General features: G+C 74.4%; 14 protein-coding genes. 6 read left to right on the top strand and 8 right to left on the bottom strand.

The annotated features are described in order from the left end of the window. Positions 1-68: 68 nt before the first annotated feature. Together ACWDAK_RS09570 and ACWDAK_RS09575 are read right to left on the bottom strand one after the other, a co-directional pair. Entirely contained in the window at positions 69-506 is a 438-nt protein-coding gene (locus ACWDAK_RS09570; protein ID WP_427394001.1) for a hypothetical protein, read from the bottom strand. Positions 507-841: 335 nt separating this feature from the next. Continuing rightward, complete coding sequence (locus tag ACWDAK_RS09575) at positions 842-1,549, bottom strand: endonuclease V (RefSeq protein ID WP_427394002.1); 708 nt, start codon at positions 1,547-1,549, stop codon at positions 842-844. Positions 1,550-1,716: 167 nt separating this feature from the next. Here ACWDAK_RS09575 and ACWDAK_RS09580 point away from each other — a divergent pair, with 167 nt between their 5' ends. From ACWDAK_RS09580 to ACWDAK_RS09595, 4 genes are all read left to right on the top strand, one after another. Beyond that, positions 1,717-2,037: a hypothetical protein gene (locus ACWDAK_RS09580; protein ID WP_427394003.1), complete on the top strand. Its 321-nt coding sequence runs from the start codon at positions 1,717-1,719 to the stop codon at positions 2,035-2,037. Then, positions 2,037-3,764: an alpha/beta hydrolase gene (locus ACWDAK_RS09585; protein WP_427394004.1), complete on the top strand. Its 1,728-nt coding sequence runs from the start codon at positions 2,037-2,039 to the stop codon at positions 3,762-3,764. The genes ACWDAK_RS09580 and ACWDAK_RS09585 overlap by 1 nt, the downstream gene beginning before the upstream one ends. Before the next feature lie 161 nt (positions 3,765-3,925). Beyond that, on the top strand, positions 3,926-4,492 hold the full coding sequence (locus ACWDAK_RS09590; RefSeq protein ID WP_344636306.1) for a hypothetical protein: 567 nt from the start codon (positions 3,926-3,928) through the stop codon (positions 4,490-4,492). 160 nt (positions 4,493-4,652) lie between these two features. Then, complete coding sequence (locus tag ACWDAK_RS09595) at positions 4,653-4,925, top strand: hypothetical protein (RefSeq protein ID WP_344636307.1); 273 nt, start codon at positions 4,653-4,655, stop codon at positions 4,923-4,925. 140 nt (positions 4,926-5,065) lie between these two features. On the opposite strand, the gene ACWDAK_RS09600 is transcribed toward ACWDAK_RS09595, so the two are convergent. Both ACWDAK_RS09600 and ACWDAK_RS09605 read right to left on the bottom strand, forming a co-directional pair. After that, entirely contained in the window at positions 5,066-5,824 is a 759-nt protein-coding gene (locus ACWDAK_RS09600) for an RDD family protein (RefSeq protein ID WP_427394005.1), read from the bottom strand. Between the two features lie 83 nt (positions 5,825-5,907). After that, positions 5,908-7,263, bottom strand: a complete 1,356-nt coding sequence (locus ACWDAK_RS09605; protein ID WP_427394006.1) for an RDD family protein — start codon at positions 7,261-7,263, stop codon at positions 5,908-5,910. Positions 7,264-7,600: 337 nt separating this feature from the next. Between ACWDAK_RS09605 and ACWDAK_RS09610 the strand changes: the two genes are divergently transcribed. Further along, the gene (locus ACWDAK_RS09610) at positions 7,601-8,017 is read left to right on the top strand and encodes an SsgA family sporulation/cell division regulator (protein WP_344636310.1); all 417 of its coding nucleotides are present in this window, start codon (positions 7,601-7,603) and stop codon (positions 8,015-8,017) included. 227 nt (positions 8,018-8,244) lie between these two features. On the opposite strand, the gene ACWDAK_RS09615 is transcribed toward ACWDAK_RS09610, so the two are convergent. From ACWDAK_RS09615 to ACWDAK_RS09630, 4 genes are all read right to left on the bottom strand, one after another. Then, the gene (locus ACWDAK_RS09615) at positions 8,245-9,651 is read right to left on the bottom strand and encodes a glycosyltransferase 87 family protein (RefSeq protein ID WP_344636311.1); all 1,407 of its coding nucleotides are present in this window, start codon (positions 9,649-9,651) and stop codon (positions 8,245-8,247) included. A gap of 120 nt (positions 9,652-9,771) precedes the next feature. Beyond that, positions 9,772-11,292 carry a glycoside hydrolase family 18 protein gene (locus tag ACWDAK_RS09620; RefSeq protein WP_344636312.1) on the bottom strand — a complete coding sequence of 507 codons (1,521 nt, stop codon included), beginning with the start codon at positions 11,290-11,292 and terminating at the stop codon, positions 9,772-9,774. Between the two features lie 221 nt (positions 11,293-11,513). Continuing rightward, a complete protein-coding gene (locus tag ACWDAK_RS09625; protein WP_344636369.1) occupies positions 11,514-12,920 on the bottom strand; it encodes a sensor histidine kinase in 1,407 nt (468 codons plus the stop codon). A 38-nt stretch (positions 12,921-12,958) separates the two neighbouring features. Further along, complete coding sequence (locus ACWDAK_RS09630; RefSeq protein WP_344636313.1) at positions 12,959-13,654, bottom strand: response regulator transcription factor; 696 nt, start codon at positions 13,652-13,654, stop codon at positions 12,959-12,961. Positions 13,655-13,810: 156 nt separating this feature from the next. On the opposite strand from ACWDAK_RS09630, the gene ACWDAK_RS09635 reads away from it, so the two are divergent. Next, entirely contained in the window at positions 13,811-14,338 is a 528-nt protein-coding gene (locus ACWDAK_RS09635) for a hypothetical protein (RefSeq protein ID WP_344636314.1), read from the top strand. The last annotated feature ends 343 nt before the right edge of the window (positions 14,339-14,681 follow it).

Genomic DNA, 14,681 nt, shown 5'->3' on the forward strand with positions numbered 1-14,681 from the left:
GGACGCCTCCTGTCCCCGTCCTGATCCCCATCGCTGCACCGCTTCGGTCCCCCTCAACACGCTCTCGCCTACCACGTCGGGTGCGGCTGGCTGCTGCCCGTCGAGGGGCCGCCCGCAGGAGCCTTGGACGCACCGGTCGAAGCAGCTTTGGAGGTGTACCCGGCCGGACTGGCAGCCGTGGCGGTGCCGCCGACCGACCAGCCGTCGGTGTTCACCCTGAGGCTGCGGGAGGTCTCCTGCTCCTGCTCCTCATAGTTGTTGGCGGTGAGATCAGCCTTCCGCTGGGCGTCATCGATCGCGTCCTGCATGACGATGAGCACGTCGCGCAGAGCGTCACGCATTACCTCGTACTTGGCGTGCAGCGCCTGCGCCTCCGCGAAATTCCCGAACGCGCTGGCCCCTACACCACTCTGCCCATGCGCCCGGTTGCCGCTCGCGTTCGTCTCAAACTCGCTCAGCAGCCCACGCACCTGCGTGGCGAAAGCCCGCAGGCTGTCCACCTCCACGCGGTAGCCGGCTCCGGCGCCCCCGCTTGAACCGGTCCCTGTGCTCACGACCTCGTACCTCCCCCGTACACCTTGTGCACCCTCGGCAACTTCCGTACCGTCAGCATCCTCGACGCTCGCACCAGTCGGACACCTGTCCGTCACGCACCGCGCCCCGACGCTGACCCTCATGTCTAACACATGCCAGAGACCGTCAGAACGCCGCCGTACGACCGGGGCCCGAGACGTCTACCACTGCCCCGGTTCCGATCGCCAGGGATGCCGCAGACCCCATACCCCGTCCCGGCCCACGGGATGCCGTCAGCGAACTGTCAGCAGGTCCGTCAATGGACCCGTCAACACCGTTCCACGGCCGCGGACAGCGCCCGGCGGCACAGCGAGTCAGCCTTCCGGGTGGTTTCGGGTAGGCGGTACGCGGGCGCCAACTCGAGGGTCAGGTGGACGGCTTCGGCGAGGCCAATGCGGTGGCCGACCGAGACGAAGACCGGCTTCACGCCGCGACGGGTGCGGAGTGCCCGGCCCACCTCCTCGCCGTTCTCGGCGTCGTGCAGCGGTGTCCACGCGCCCCGCCCGGGGCCGGGCTGCTCGTAGGTGAAGGTGAACGGGGTCTTGGCGACGCCGATCGTCCGCAGGCCGCTGAGCACCCCGAGGTGGCTGGCCAGGCCCAGGCGGCGCGGGTGCGCCAGGCCGTAGCCGTCGCAGACGACCAGGTCGGGGGTGCGTCCGAGGCCCGCCAGGGCGGCGAGCACGGTGGGCAGTTCGCGGAAGGCCAGCAGCCCCGGGAGGTACGGGAAGCTGATCCGCCCGACCGCGGTGGACTCCTCCACCACCTCCAGACTGTGGCGGTCGAGCAGGACGGCGGCCGCGGCCACCACGTCCCGTTCGTCGTCGTACGCGACGTCGACACCGGCCACCAGCGAGAGACCGGCGAGCGCGGGCCCGCACGGCCCGGCGTCGACCAGCCCCCTCAGCCGCTGCTGCTCGGCCAGCGCCTCGGCCTCGGTGGCGGGCCACCCGGCAGGCGGATCAACACTGTTGGACACGGCTCGACTCCCCCGAGAAACACCTGAACACAACTCGAAACCACCGTATCGGAACGCCTCCCCGTCGACGGAGACCGAGCGCAACCACTCATCGACGCTCAGTAAGGTGGTGGGCAAATGACCCAACTGCGGCCTGCCGGACCGGCGGTAGGCCACGAGGGAGAGCGATGACCGCCGCCATCAGCGTGGACCCGCACGGCCTGGCCCAGGTCGGCCGGCAGAGCCGGGAGGTCGCGGCCGCCATGCCCGCCGAGATCGTCCGCATTCAGGGGCCGTCCGACGAGGCGGCCGCCGGGCTTCGCGGCTGGCGCACCCAGGAGGCCCTCACCCGCTGCACCCAGGCCTGGGAGGACTGCCTCCGCACGCTGGCCGCCGAGGTCGACGCCAACGGCGCCAGCCTGATCGCCACGGCCGACAACTACACCGCCACCGATGCTGCCGTGCACGGCAGCCTGTCCTACGCCACGGCCCCCAACGGAGCGCGCTGATGGTCGACTTCACCGCCCTGCGCGACGCCCGTCCGTCCGGGCTCGGCCCAGCTGCGGACGCGTACGACGAGCTCGGCCGGGCGAACGCGGCGCACCACGAGGTCATCAAGGAGGCCGTCCGCTGGATCGTCCACGGCGGCAACTGGACCGGTTCGGCGGCCGAGGCGGCGACCAAGGCACTGGAGCGGACCGACAAGCGCCTCGACGGCTCCCACACCGCGATGCAGGGGATGGGGATCCTGCTGCGCGACGCCGCCGATGCCTTCGAACTGGCCCAGGCCAAGCTGCTGGAGGCCGTCGACGAAGCGGCTCAGGCCGGATTCTCCGTCGGCCCCGACGGCTCGGTCGACTGCCCGCCGCCGACCGAGGCCGACCGGCACGACCCCGACTACGCCGCGCTCGGCGCCCCGCGACAGGCCCGGGTGAACGCCCTGGCGGCACGGATCGGCGGCGCCGTCGCCGAGGCCGACGCCGCCGACCAGCAGATCGCCGCGCTGCTGGACCAGTTGGCTCAGAGCGCGCGGTCCGGCTACGGCATCAACCGGGACGCGGCCACCACCCGCCTCGACAGCATCAACGACCTCGGCCGGAAGCTCACCGCCGCGGCCTGGCCGCCCGACGACGCCTCGCCCGCCCAGGTGCACGACTGGTGGCGGAGCCTCACCCCGGCCGAGCAGCAGAGGCTGGTCAAGGAGCACCCCGAACTGCTCGGCAACCGCGACGGCATCCCCAGCGCCGCCCGCGACCAGGCCAACCGGATCATGCTGCCCCGGCTCCTCGACGCGTACCGGCGCAAGCCGTCCCCGCTCTCCGCGGCGGACCAGCGGAAGCTCGACGGCTTCGAGGCCATCCGCAGGCGCCTGGCCGGCGAACTCCCGGACGGCGGCGGGCCGGACAGCGATCCGCCGCTGCTGCTGATCGGCCTCGGCGACCAGGGCCAGGGCCGGGCCGTCCTGAGCTGGGGAGACCCCGACACCGCCCGGCACGTCTCGGCCCTCGTCCCCGGCCTCGACAGCACCCTCGCCGGTGCGGCCGGCGGCGACACGACCACCGCCCTGCGGATCCGCCAGGCCGCGGGCGAGGAGGCCACCGGAACCGCCTCGATGATCTGGCTCGGTTACGACGCGCCCCTGTGGGACGGCGGCTCCGTCCTCACCAAGGACCGCGCGGTGGAGGGAGCCGCCGGGTACGACCGGTTCCTGTCCGGCCTGCGCAGTACGCACCAGGGGGACGCCCCCGCCCATGTCACCGCGATCGGGCACAGCTACGGCTCGCTCCTGGTCGGCCAGGCGGCGCAGCGCCCCGGCGGCGTCCCCGCCGACGACGTGGTCCTGGTCGGCAGTCCCGGTGTCGGTGCCGACCATGCCTCGCAGCTGAGCGTCGGCGCCGACCACGTCTACGTCGGCTCCGCGGCGGCGGACCCGGTGAGCCACCTGCCGTCCCGGACCGATGCCGCCGCCACCGGTCTCGCCATCGGCGGCTCCGTGGTGACCAGCCCCTTCGCCGCCGTGACGGGGCACCAGGTGGCCCCGCACGGGCTGTGGTTCGGCCAGGATCCGGCGAGCGCGGAGTTCGGCGCCCGACGGTTCAAGGTCGACGACGGCACGCCGACCGACTCCCACAGCAACTACTTCGGCAAGGACGGGAAGGGTGGCGACTCACTGCCCAACATCGGCCGGATCGTCGGCGGCCACCCCGACCAGATCACCCGGGTGCCGGGCCGGTGACGGTCCCCCGACCTTCCCTTCCCGGTCCGGTGGCGCTCCAACGACTGCCCCGCGCCCAGCCGGTGACGGTCCACTGTTCTCCCCACGCTCGGCCGGTGACGGTCCGCCGCTTTCCCCGTACCCGGACGAGCGGCACCCGCACTGGCGCACCGACCGGCAGGATGCCTCGGCCGCCCGTCCTCAGTGCGCTGCTCGCCGTCTGCGCGCTGCTGCTCTGCGGCGCCTGTTCGCCCGACCCCGCGCCGGTGGTGCCGCTCGCCACCGCACACGGCCGGCTGGAGGACCTCTTCGGCGAGGCCTCGGCGGCCGTGCGGCCCCCGGTCCAGTGGACCGACCCGGCGTACACCGGATTCCCCGCGCTCTCGGGGCTCTGCGGCACCCAGGGCTGCCACCGCACCGGCCGGGCCGAACTCCAGGGCGTCCGCTGGGTCAGGACCCGGGTCTCGGCCGCCCGGTACTCCGCCCTGCTCGACCAGGTGGCCCGGAGCTGGACCGAACACGGTTACCCGGTCGAGCGCCGCGCCCAGGAGGTGGTCGTGCGGGCCGCTGGCCACACGGCGCGGCTGTGGTGGCTGGACGCCGCCACCGGGTGCGTCCGGCTGGAGAGCTCGGTGGCCGATGTCGAGGACACCGGCGGGGCGGACGGCTTCGAGACCCACCCGTTCGGACGCGGCGGTGACGGCGGCCGCAGCTGCGCCTCGGCGACGGACCCGTACTGGTCCGGGTGAACCGTCGCCTCGGGCAGCACGGCCCGGAACCGGCGGTGAACCCATGCGCCCCCGCATGCCCCGCATATGCCTTATTAGGCTCTACTTACCGGGCCGAAGCCCGGGGTAGACCTTCTGCACGACCGTCGGAAACCGAATCCCGCGCGAAGGACTGACCGCCATGCCGCGCCCCACACTCGCCCAGTTCTGCCTCGGCACCCTGATCATCGTCGCCACCACCGTGGGGCTGCTCGCGGTGTCGGGGGCGACGGGGGTGGTGGGCATCGTGGCTCTGGTCGCCGTCGCCGTGGCGCTCGGCGTACTGGTCACTGCCCTGCTGATGACCGCCGACCGACGGCGGCGCCCGCCCGCCCACCCGACATCCGACCAGCCCCGCCCCGAGCCCCGGCCCGCCGCTCGGCCCACCGCCCCGGAGTACGCCCGCCAGCGCTGACGCCCCCTGGACGGACGGGCCGTGGCGACCGGGGCCCGGTCCCGGCGGCCACGGCCCGCGTGTCCGGCGTCCCGACGTCGGGCGTCGGGCGTCAGGCGTCAGGCGTCAGGCGTCAGGCGTCAGGCGTCAGGCGTCAGGCGTCAGGCGGTCGAGACGACCACCGTCTTGGCCGCCTTGTCGTGGATGCACTGCCGGTAGGGCTTGTCGAACACCCCGAACAGACCGTTGACCGGCCACCAGAGCAGTCCGCAGCAGACCAGCGCCGGCACCACGAAGACCGCCGCCCGGGTCCACGCGGCCGCGCCGGTCGGGCCGCTCCCGTCGATGAGCATCGCGACCCGCAGCTTCATCAGCTTCTTGCCGACCGTCTGACCGTCACGGCTCAGCATGACGCCCTCGTAGACCAGGTACAGCGCGTACCCGAGCCAGGTCGCGCCGACATAGCCGTCCTGCCTGCCCAGGCTGGCGAACGGCAGCACGATCAGCGCGGCGATGACCTGGATCCCGATGTAGTCGATCAGCTTGGCGACGATCCGGTTGGGCCAGCTGCCGAGCGGCGGCATCCCGGGCACCGGGCCTGGAGCGGCGCCCGGGCCCGGCGGGTACGGCGCTCCGTACCCGGGCGGCGGGGCGCCGTACTGCGCGCCGTAGCCCGGCGGGGTGTCGTACGGGCTGCCCGACGGCGGGGTGTCGTACGGACTGCCCGACGGCGGGGTGTCGTACGGACTGCCCGACGGCGGGGGCGCGCCGGTCGGCCCCGCGCCGGTCGGCGGCTGCCGGGGCTCGCCGTACGGCTCTGACGGGGCTCCCGGCGTGCCCTCCGCCGGGGGCTGCTGCTTGTCGAAGGAGGGCTTGCCGCCGCCCTCCGGCTCCTGGCCTGCGGAGTCGTGGCTGCTCATGGATTCGAGTAGAACATCAGCATTCCTATGATGTTGGGAAATTTAGCCCGTTTTGCGGCATCGGCTCGAGCGGTGACCACCCCTCAGGAGCGCACCACCCTGGTCCGGGCGGCACGGTCCTGCCAGCCGCGCCGCGCGGCCGGGTCGAGGAGCGGCGACAGCGCGCCGACCACCGTGACCACCGAGAGCTGCCTGACGACCCACCGGAGCAGCGACCGCCCGAGCGCGGGCGGACCGGACGGCCCCGCCGCGCGGACCACCCTGATCCCCAGCAGCCGCTTGCCCAAGGTCTGCCCGTTCCGGGCCGTCGGGACCACCTCGTACAGCAGGCCCACCAGCGCCAGCAGGCCCAGCAGCACCCCGGCCTTGCCGAGCACCACCGCATCGAGCAGCCAGACGTCCACCGCGCGGTGCGTCACCCTGGCGACGATCTGGGCGTGCTGCAACCGGTCCTGGACGTGGGCGACGGCCGAGGAGACCAGCGGCACCCCGGCGGCCACCGCGACCAGCGCGATCACCGCGCTGTCGAACAGCCGGGCGGCGATCCTGCGACCCAGACCCGCCGGAGCGGACGGGCGCGCCTGGCGCTCCGCCGGCCTCCGGGCGCCGGCACCGCGCGACGCGGGGAGCGTCGGCTTCGGTTTCCGGGCCGGGGCGGGGGCTGCAACCCTCGCTGCCGATGCCGACTTCGGTGCCGCGGCGGATTTGGGTGCCGCGGCGGTTTTCGGTGCCGCGGCCGGAGCGGCCGCGGGGGCGCGCGTCTCGCTCGGCTTCGACCACGCGGGGACGGCGTCCCAGGACACCCGCCGCGGCGCCGCACCGGGTTCCGCCGCGTCACGCCGGGCCTCGGAATCCGCCTGGCGGCCCTCGGCCCCGGTGCTCCCGCTCCGCGGAACCGGCTCGGGCCGCACGACCGGCGCACCGACCGGCTCGGGCTCCGGCTCTGGCGGCGCCACCGGCTCCGGGGCGGCGGCTGCGGGTGGCGCGGGTGACGCGGGTGGCACGGGTCCGGCCGTCGACCGCGTCCGCGACTCGAGCTCCTGCTCCGCCTCGGGCGCCAGCACGAACGAGGCCCCGCCGGAGGTCTGGTCGAAGAACAACGGCCCCGTCTCACTCACCGAGGCGGCAACGGGCGAGACGGCACCCGCCGAGCCGGCAGCGGGCGAGGCCGGAGCAGCAGGCGCCGCCGGAGCCGGGGCGGGTACCCGGGCGGGCGCCGGCGGCGGTGCGTAGCGGCCGGCGGACGGCGCGGTCTGGCGGGCGGTGAAGCGCGGGGGCTCCAGGACCTCGCCCGGTTCGGGTGCGGGTCTGCTGGTGCCGGGCACCCAGGCCGTTCCACCCCAGTAGCGGACGAATCCCGGAACGGAGGGGTCGGGGTAGTAGCCCGGCGTCGGGTCGACGGCGGTGTCCGCGCCGCCGTCGAAGGGCCGGTCCGTCATGTGGTTCTTCTTTCGTTGCAGCGCCGGGGGACGGCAAAGCAGAGGACTGCGGGCAGGAGCGTTACGGGGCGAGCAGGCCGCGGGCGGGAGCACAGCGGAGCAGGGTGGTGCCGCTGGGGCACCGGCGCAGCAGCGCAGGCGGGCGCGGACGAGCCGCCGCACTTGCGGCGGACAGTCGCCAGGCAGTCACAAAGGGTAGTACCTTCGCGCCGTGACGGCGGGCAGTTGGAAAATCCCGGGAGATCCGCGAAAAAGTGTGTAAGACCTGACGCCCGGCGTGCTCTCTCCAGGTGAAGGGGCCCGGAAGCGGCCCCACGTACCTGGGAGGAAGCCGGTCATGGACAGGTCCGCCACCGTCGTCGAGCAGGAGCTCGAGCTCAGCCTGGTGCTCTCCGCGGAACACAGCATCCCGGTCCCGGCCCGGCTGTCGTACAACAGTCACGACCCGTTCGCCGTGTACATCACCTTCCACCTGGACAGCGGCGCGCCCGTGACCTGGGTGTTCGCCCGTGAGCTGCTGGTCGAGGGGACCTTCAGGGCGTGCGGGCACGGGGACGTCCGGGTGTGGCCCACGCGGTCGGGCCGGCAGAGCATACTGTGCCTGGCGCTCAGTTCCCCGGCGGGCGACGCCCTGCTGGAGGCCCCCCTCCCGGCCGTGGCGGCGTGGCTGGAGCGGGCGCACCGGCTGGTCCCGCCGGGCGCCGAACTCGCGACCGTCGACCTTGACAACTCCCTCGCCGAGCTGCTCGCGTGATCAGCCGTGGCGCCTCCGCGCGCTCCCGGGGGCCTCAGCGGGCCGCGGGGGCCTGCTGAAAGCCGTCAGGCGCACGGGAGCGCACGGCCGGCCGTACTCGGCCTCCGGCAGAGCGAGCCGGACGCAGTCGTCTGTCCCGGGTCGGCGGTGGCCCGCTCGCACGGTTCCCGCGTCCCGGGGCGGGGCGGGTCCGCCGTGCGCTGCCCCGTGCCGGCGCGGGGCTGCGCCTAGCGGCCTTCCGCGCCGACCTTCACCGGCCGGTGCGTCGGCGCGCTGTCGGCCCGCTGCAGCGGCACCAGCGGTGCCCCCGCCGCCCGACGGCGGGAGTGCACCCGCAGCGCGGACACCGCCAGGAACCCGAGCCCGATCAGCGGATAGACGTCGGCCGGGATCTGGAAGACGTACGGCATGAACCGGTCCCGGTCGCCCTTGTGCGGGATGATCCACATCGCGAAGGAGAAGAAGCCGAACAGCGTCGCACCGAAGATCCACCGCCAGCGGGCGCGCCGGATCCCGGCCGGCCGGGACCGCTCGTGCGCCGCCTCCGCGGCGAGCAGCACCAGCATCGGGACGCACCAGACCCAGTGGTGGGTCCAGCTGATCGGCGAGACCAGGACCGCGGTGACGGCGGCGGTGCACACGCCCCACGCCTCGGAGCGGGGCAGCCAGCGGTCGCTGCGGTACGCCCAGGTGGCGATGGCGAGTCCGGCGAGTCCGGCGAGGCCGGCGATCACGGTGGCGGTGGTGCCGGGGTCGGCGGTGTGCATCAGCCGGGCCACGGCGCCGCGGAGCGACTGGTTGTCGACGATCTCGGTCTTGCCGACCCGGGAGGAGTCGTAGAGGTACTTGGTCCAGAACCCGTGGGTGGCGTCGGGCAGGACGGCCGCGCCGATCGCGAAGGTGCCGAGGAAGGTCAGGCCGGCCACGAAGGCCGCCCGGATCCGGCCGGTGATCAGCAGGTAGACGGCGAACAGGCCGGGGGTGAGCTTGATCCCGGCGGCGATGCCGATGGCGACGCCCTTGCTGCGGCGCCCGTCGGGCCGGGTCAGGTCCCAGAGGATCAGGCAGGCGAGGGCCAGGTTGATCTGGCCGTAGCGAAGGTTGGTGAAGACCGGCTCCAGCCAGACCCCGAGGCCGGTGACCAGGACGATCCCGACCGGCCGCAGCTCACGGCGCGGCCAGCCGGCCAGCTTGAAGGACAGGTGCGCCAGCAGCGCGAGCAGGATCAGGTTGCCGCCGGTGACCGCGACCCGCAGCAGACCGACGCCGAGGTAGGCGGTCGGCACGAAGAGCATCGCGGCGAACGGCGGGTAGGTCGCGGGCAGGTTCCACTTCGTGACCCGCAACGCGTACAGGTCCTGGCCGTGGGCGACGGCGGAGCCCTCGGCCCGGTAGACGATCATGTCCACCATCGAGGTGCCGACGAAGTGCCGGACGATCGCGTACGCGAGCAGTGAGAACAGCGCCACACCGCCCGCCCTGACCAGCGCCTGCCGCGGGGCCGCGCGCAGGGCGTCGACGGGCGCGGAGAGGGCGGCGCCGACCGTACGGGCGCGCGGCCGTCCCGTCGGGGCAGCGCCGTTCTGGCCGAGCTGCCGCCGAGGCGCCCGCTGCTGCTCCTGCACCGTTGTCACGTTCCGCTCCGTCCGCCGGTTGACCAGCTAGCGACACTACCTGACTGAGCCCGGGGCGCCCCCGGCTGCGGGAACGCCCCGGTCCGGTACGGCCGGCGGACGGGCGAGCGGGCGGCGGGCTCAGCCGGTGTAGCCGCCGAGGGCCCGGGCGAAGTCCAGCGGCTGCTGGACGATGCTGCTGCAGGTCGCGTCAGCGTACGGCTTCGCGCCGCCCGGGCACGCCTTGTCCCGGGTGCCGGACCACATCGAGAGCCAGGCCAGGTGCTTGCCCGCGGCGAAGGCGGCGAGCTGCTTGGCGTCGGCGACCGTGAACACCTCGGTGGCGACGTCGTTGACGCCGATCATCGGGGTGAGGGCGACCTTCGCCCAGGCGGCGCCGTCGTCGAGGCCGAGCACGCTCTTGACCTGCGCCTGGGTGGCGGTGGCGGCGGCGATCGCGTACGTGCCCATCTTCCCGGCCGGGTTGGGGGCGACCCCGTCGCCGAAGTCCATCGCCATGATGTTGACGGCGGCGATCGCGACCCCGTTGCGCTTCGCGTCGGCCACCAGGTTGATGCCGTCCTGGGTCAAGCCGGTGGGCAGCGCGGGCAGTGTGAAGGACACGTCCAGGGTGCGGCCCTTGGCGGCGGCGGTCCGCTGCAGCTGGGCGACGGCCTGGGCGCGGCGGGTGTTGGCGGCGGTGTCGGCGAGCGCGCCGCCCTCGATGTCGAAGTCCAGCTTGGTGAGACCGTACGCGTCCACCGCCCGCTGGTACGCGGCGGCCAGCTCGGCCGGGGAGGAGCAGACGGTGGCGAGTTCGCTGCCGTTGGCACCGCCGAAGGAGGCCCTGACGTCACCACCGATCCCGCGCAGCGCGCCGATCTGCGCCGCGACGGCGTCGGCCGACAGGTCACTGACCCCGCCCCACTTGGGGGTGCAGCCGCCGCCGGAGACCAGGAAGGCGAGGTTGAAGTTCTTCACCCCGCCGGCCTTGGCCGTGGCGACCAGGTCGTAGGGCGGGTAGAGCGAGGTGTCCACGTACGGGGCGAAGCGGGCGCCGCCGGCCGGCGCGGGCGTGGCGGTGGCCGTGGACGTCGGTGTGGCCGTGGGCGTCGGGGTCGTCGGGGTGGGCCTGGCCGTGGTCGGGGTGGCGCTGGGCGTCGGCGCGGTGGTGGTCGGGCGGCCGGAGGGTACCGGGGTCGGGCCGGTGCCCGCCGTGCACGAGGTGTCGTCGATCAGGCAGTTGGCCGGCTCGGCCTGCGCCGCACCGGAGCCCTGGACGACGAAGCCCACCTCGACCGTCCTGCCGGGGTCGATCCGCCTGCTCCAGGGCTGGGGCTTCACGGTGACGTGCTGCCCGGACGCCGTGAAGGTGGCGTTCCAGAGCGAGTCGATCTTCGCTCCGGACGGCAGGTCGAAGCTGAGCGTCCAGTCCTCCAGCGCCTTGCCGCCGGGGTTGGTCACCAGGTACCGGCCGGTGTAGCCGCTCTCCCAGGTGCTGGTCCGGCTGTAGGCGGCACCGACCGAGGCCGCGCTCGCGGAGGAGGCGAGGACCATCGCACCGCCCGCGACGACCACGGCGGCGAGCGCCGACGCCCCGATGACCGTTCCCTTCCGACTCCTCCGGTGACTGCCTGAACGCCGGCTCCGCTGGGACGCCATGACCCGTTTACCTCCGCTGGACGACAGATCGGCCGGAGCTCCCCGGCCCCGGCCCCGCCGACGCTAACGGCGCGTTCCCACCGGATCGGCCCACCTCAGCCACTCCAACGCCTCCGTTAGGGCGCCTTTAAGGAACTCGCCCCGGCACTCGGCCTCTCGACGGTTCGTCAGGAGCGCGGGGGCACCCGGGATCGGTACGGCCGGGCCACCCTGAAGGACGGTCAGGCCCGTCTGCGGCGGCGGGAGGGCCGCGGCGGGTCACCGTCCGGGTGGGTGCGGAGGCGGAGGCGGAGTTCGGCACCGCCGAGGACCGCCGAACGACCGAGGGCGAGATCGCCGCCGGTGCCCTCGGCGAGCTTGCGGACGATGTCGAGGCCGAGGCCGGTGGAGCCCTCGCCGCCCTGGCCCTCGCCCCTGCGGAGGGCGGCGACCGGGTCCGCGAAGCCCCCTCCGGCGTCCCCGACCAGGAGGATGACGGAGGCCTCGGTCACCAGGACGTCCACCGAGAAGGCGGTGCCGACCGCGGTGTGCCGGAACACGTTGCCGAGCATCGCGTCCACGGCGGCGGCGAGGTCGCCGCGCTGGACGGGTACCGGCGCCGCCCCCTCGGCCCCGGCCAACTGCCAGCTGCGGCCCTCGTCCTCGGCGAGCGCGGACCAGAACCCGACCCGCTCGCGGATCACCTCGGCGGCGTCGCAGCCCACCGCGACCGCGGGTACGCCGTCGGGCGCCCGCCGCGTCGAGCGGATGATCTGGTCGACCTCGCGCTCCAGTTGGGCCACCGCGTGCCGGGTGGCGTCGGCGGCATCGCCCTCGCCCAGCCCGGCGACGTTCAGCCGGAGCACGGTGAGCGGGGTGCGCAGCCGGTGCGAGAGGTCGGCGGCGAGCTCGCGTTCGGCGGCGAGCAGGTGGACGACCCGGTCGGCCATGGCGTTGAAGGCGTGGGCGGCCTCGCGGAGTTCCTCGGGCGTGCCCTCGGCCCGGTCGCCCTCGACGGGGACGCGCACCGCGAGGTTCCCGCCGCCGAGCGAGCGGGCCGCGGCGGCCAGCCGGCGGGCGGAGGCGACGATCCGGGCGCCCATCCGGTCGGCGACCAGGACCGAGAGGGCGACCAGGGAGAGGGCGACCAGGGAGAGCACCAGCCAGGCGGTACCGACACCCCGGGTGAGGTCGCCGTCGGCGACGTACACCTCGACCACCGCGATCCGGCCGCCCTCCACGGCGACGGCCTGCAGCAGTGCGAAGCCGCCGGTGACGTGGACGGTGAAGGAGCGGGCCGGCCCGCCGGCGGAGGTCCGGCCCGCAGGATCGGCCCGGCCGGCGGCGGTGGAGACGTCGAGGGCGTCGGCCCGGGCGGTGCCGACCACGGCGTCGGCGCCGCTCCCGGTGGGCAGGTGGACCGCGACCCGGCCGCGGGCTCCGGCATCGGTGCTGGCGAGCGCGCGGGCGATGGAGTCCTGGTCGGTGGTGATGGCCAGCGCGGGGGCGAGGGCGGCGGCCTGGCGCTCGGCGGAGGTGAACACCCGCTCCCTGGCGGTCTGTTGGACCATCAGGCCGAGCGGGATCAGGAAGGCGAGGGCGACCATGGTGGTCCCGGCGACGGCCGCCTTGATCAGTGCCCGGCGCAGCGAGTGCCCGCGGCGCTCCGGCCGGCCGGCGCTCCGTGTCACGTGGGGTCACCTGACGGCGCTTCGAGGCGGACCCCGACCCCGCGCACGGTGTGCAGGTAGCGCGGCTGGGAGGCGGTCTCGCCGAGCTTGCGGCGCAGCCAGGAGAGGTGGACGTCGATGGTCTGGTCGCCGCCGTACGTCTGGCGCCAGACCTCGGCCAGGATCTCCTTGCGCGGGACGACCACGCCGGGCTTGGCGGCCAGGAAGGCGAGCAGGTCGAACTCGCGGCGGGTGAGGTCGAGCAGCCGCCCGTCGAGTGCGGCCTCGCGGCGCTGGACGTCCACCACCAGACCGCCGACCCGCAGGACCTGCGCCACCGGTGCGCTGCCGTTGCCGAACCGGCGCAGCACGGCGGCCATCCGGGCCGTCAGGTGTTCGACGGAGAACGGCTTGACGAGGTAGTCGTCGGCGCCGTCGTTGAGCAGCCGGACGATCTCGGCCTCGTCGTCGCGGGCGGTGGAGATGATCACCGGGACGTCGGTGAGCCCGCGGATCATCTTCAGGGCCTCGCTGCCGTCCAGGTCGGGCAGGCCGAGATCGAGGATGACCAGGTCGCAGCCGACCTGGGCGACCTCGCGGAGCGCCTCCAGCGCGGTGCCGACGCTGCGGACGGCGTGGCCGGAGTCGGCCAGGTGCCGGATCAGGGCGGAGCGTACGAAGGGGTCGTCCTCGACCACGAGCACTGTTGCCATGGGCCTGCACGGTACGCCATTCGGGTGTGGTGGTCTGTACCTCGGCGGCCGGGCGGGGCCCTCGGGGCCGTTCACCGGCCCGCTTCCGGGGAGTGCCGGGCGAGTTCGCGGGCCGGCGGGCCACCGGGCGGCGGAATGCGGCAGGATGTGCTCGCGATGCGGAACGGACTGGTGCAACTCACCGCCTGGGTGGCGGCCACGTCGGCGGCGGTGGCGCTGTCCTGGCTCGGTGTGCACGCCGTTCTGGCGGACGCCGCCTTCGAGGAGCCCCGGGCCGTACCGCTGCCGTCGCCCAGCGGACGGCCTGTTGACGATCCGTCGACTCCGCCGCCGGCCATCGGCGAACCCACGGCCGCCGCGTCAGGCTCCGCCGGCCCGGACTCCGCCTCGCCGACGCCGTCCGCGCCCCCGTCGCCGTCCTCCCCCGCTCCGGGTGTCGCGCACAGCTCGCAGCCGGCGGACACCTCGGTGCGCAGCTACCTGGTCCCGGGCGGGCGGGTGGCGCTGGACATGCGGCCGGACCGGGCGGACCTGGTCTCGGCGGCCCCGGAACCGGGCTGGCAGATGCAGGTCTGGCGCCAGGAGGGCTGGCTGCGGGTGGACTTCGCCCAGGGAGGCAGGGTCAACTCGGTGTTCGCCACCTGGAACGGGCACCCGCCGAACGTCCAGACCGTGGTGCGCTAGGACGCCCCCGGCGGGTCAGGCGTGCACCGAGCGGCCTGCCGGCAGGACCTCGACGGGCGGCGCACGTGGCCGGGCAGGAACAGGCCCGCTCAGCCGGTGCGTTCGGCCAGGACGTGCCGGGCGGGCCCGGCGGTGCCGATGGCGGCGAGTACGACGGCGTCGCTCCGCCGGTCCGGGACGAAGACGTCGGTCAAGAGCGCCTCCCCCTGTCCCCGGTCCGCCGGCGGTCCCCGGCCCCGTGGCGCGGTGTGGGGGGCCCGCGCCACGGGGCTGTGCAGGGAGCGTGGCGCCCATCACGCCGGCGCGCAACTGTTCCGGTTCTTCCTGGGCAAGCTGCGCGGCG

The organism is Kitasatospora sp. NPDC001175 (assembly GCF_053598215.1).

What these genes read in the sequence shown, in the direction of transcription:
- ACWDAK_RS09580 (WP_427394003.1), top strand. Translation starts at nt 1,717, where the DNA reads ATGACCGCCGCCATCAGCGTGGACCCGCACGGCCTGGCCCAGGTCGGC.
- ACWDAK_RS09610 (WP_344636310.1), top strand. Translation starts at nt 7,601, where the DNA reads ATGGACAGGTCCGCCACCGTCGTCGAGCAGGAGCTCGAGCTCAGCCTG.
- ACWDAK_RS09595 (WP_344636307.1), top strand. Translation starts at nt 4,653, where the DNA reads ATGCCGCGCCCCACACTCGCCCAGTTCTGCCTCGGCACCCTGATCATC.
- ACWDAK_RS09585 (WP_427394004.1), top strand. Translation starts at nt 2,037, where the DNA reads ATGGTCGACTTCACCGCCCTGCGCGACGCCCGTCCGTCCGGGCTCGGC.
- ACWDAK_RS09630 (WP_344636313.1), bottom strand. Translation starts at nt 13,654, where the DNA reads ATGGCAACAGTGCTCGTGGTCGAGGACGACCCCTTCGTACGCTCCGCC.
- ACWDAK_RS09600 (WP_427394005.1), bottom strand. Translation starts at nt 5,824, where the DNA reads ATGAGCAGCCACGACTCCGCAGGCCAGGAGCCGGAGGGCGGCGGCAAG.
- ACWDAK_RS09620 (WP_344636312.1), bottom strand. Translation starts at nt 11,292, where the DNA reads ATGGCGTCCCAGCGGAGCCGGCGTTCAGGCAGTCACCGGAGGAGTCGG.
- ACWDAK_RS09605 (WP_427394006.1), bottom strand. Translation starts at nt 7,263, where the DNA reads ATGACGGACCGGCCCTTCGACGGCGGCGCGGACACCGCCGTCGACCCG.
- ACWDAK_RS09590 (WP_344636306.1), top strand. Translation starts at nt 3,926, where the DNA reads ATGCCTCGGCCGCCCGTCCTCAGTGCGCTGCTCGCCGTCTGCGCGCTG.
- ACWDAK_RS09635 (WP_344636314.1), top strand. Translation starts at nt 13,811, where the DNA reads ATGCGGAACGGACTGGTGCAACTCACCGCCTGGGTGGCGGCCACGTCG.